Here is a 1,608-nt window from a genome sequence, read left to right as displayed (position 1 = left end):
GGTTCATCACGGAATCCCGGGAAACACAGAAACAAGAACGCCGATTTGATTGATGATGTTCGTGCGAGCAAACACATCTAAAAAACCGGCGTTCTTATGCGTGATATTAATACTTTCCTTCCTTTTTGGGAGGGCTTTTCTGTCGTCACGATCAAGCCCGATGGTGACGCTCTAAAGATCGATCTGATTCCCCACGCCACCCGATTCCCTTCCTGCGGCGGCTGCCAAAAACCTTGTTCAACCACTCATGAGTATTGCGAGCGAACCGTTCGTGATCTGCCCATTCTCGGTCGCGCGGTGAGCCTCAGCATTTTGCTCAGGCGTGTTGGCTGCCGCGACTGTGGAAAACGCATGGAGGCCGTCAGTTGGCTGGATCGCTATGCCCGCATGACGCGCCGCTTGGCCGAGGCGGTCATTCAGGCCTGCGAGCGCCTTCCCACCTTGCACGTGGCCCAGATGTTTGGACTGCATTGGGACACTGTTCGGTTGCTGGAGCGTCGAGCCTTGCAGGCGGTGTTGAGTGAGTTGCCGAAGGCGCAACCACGACGCCTGATCATGGACGAGTTCGCGTTATTCAAAGGTCATCGTTACGCCAGCGTTGTGCTGGATGCCGATACACGACGAGTGCTGTGGATCGGTGAAGGCCGTAGCCGAGCGGCAGTCAGGCCGTTCTTCGAGGAACTGGGGCCGGAGGGCTGCGCTCGAATCGAAGCGGTGGCGATGGACATGAATACTGCTTTTGATCTGGAGGTTCGCCAGCATTGCCCGAAAGCGCGAGTGGTCTACGACCTTTTCCATGTGGTGGCCAAATATGGCCGAGAGGTGATTGATCGGGTCCGCGTCGACGAAGCTAATCGGCTGCGTCATAACAAGCCGGCTCGCAAGGTCATCAAGCAGGCACGATGGCTGTTGCTGCGTAACCCACAGAACCTGAAAACGCCGGAACAACAGGTCCATTTGCAGGATTTATTGGAGGCCAACCAATCGCTGATGACAGTTTATTTGATGAAGGCTGAACTCAAAACGCTCTGGACACCGAGCACTGCCTGGACCTGGAGATCGGCCTGGAAGCAATGGCTGCGCCATGCATATGAAAGCGAAATACCGGCTCTGATCCAGTTTGCCAAACGGCTAAAGGGTTATTGGCGGGGCATCGTCAGTCGGGTTCGCTGGCCGATGCACACCGGTCAGTTGGAAGGAATAAACAATCGAATAAAGGTCATCAAACGGATGGCGTACGGTTACCGGGATAGCGAATTCTTCTTCATGAAGATCAAGAGCGTCTTTCCCGGTAATCCGTGATGAACCAAAAAAACGCCCCGCATCTTTCGATGCGGGGCATTTTTCATGGCGCTTTGAAACTCAGCGGTTGCGGGTCAGCAATGCCGGTTTTTCACCACGAGGACGGCCTGGCAGTTGATCCAACTGCTCGGGTGTCGGGAAGCGGTCGGCTTTCGACTCCTTGTGGATGATCTTCGGCGCCGGGCCACCGCGCGGGTTCTGCACGGCGGGCTCGGACAAACGTGGCTGGTCGTCACGGGCCGGGCGGCGGTTGTTGCTGCGCGAATCTTCGCGACGCGCCTGGCCGTCACGCGGTGCACCGTTACG

At 56.6% G+C, this 1,608-nt stretch carries 1 protein-coding gene and 1 pseudogene; one reads left to right on the top strand and one right to left on the bottom strand.

Annotated features, from left to right (window positions below):
* Nucleotides 1-96: 96 nt before the first annotated feature.
* Nucleotides 97-1,302: an ISL3 family transposase gene (locus tag BFP99_RS08420; RefSeq protein ID WP_065947083.1), complete on the top strand. Its 1,206-nt coding sequence runs from the start codon at nucleotides 97-99 to the stop codon at nucleotides 1,300-1,302.
* 60 nt (nucleotides 1,303-1,362) lie between these two features.
* Here the strand turns inward: BFP99_RS08420 and BFP99_RS08415 are convergent.
* A pseudogene (locus BFP99_RS08415) lies at nucleotides 1,363-1,608 on the bottom strand (DEAD/DEAH box helicase); the annotation flags it as partial.

The organism is Pseudomonas sp. 1 R 17, from assembly GCF_900067035.1.
In the GTDB taxonomy this organism is placed as follows: Bacteria; Pseudomonadota; Gammaproteobacteria; order Pseudomonadales; family Pseudomonadaceae; genus Aquipseudomonas; species Aquipseudomonas marginalis.
The sequence above is the reverse complement of the archived record's forward strand: the minus strand, read 5'-3'. Positions and strand labels throughout refer to the sequence as shown.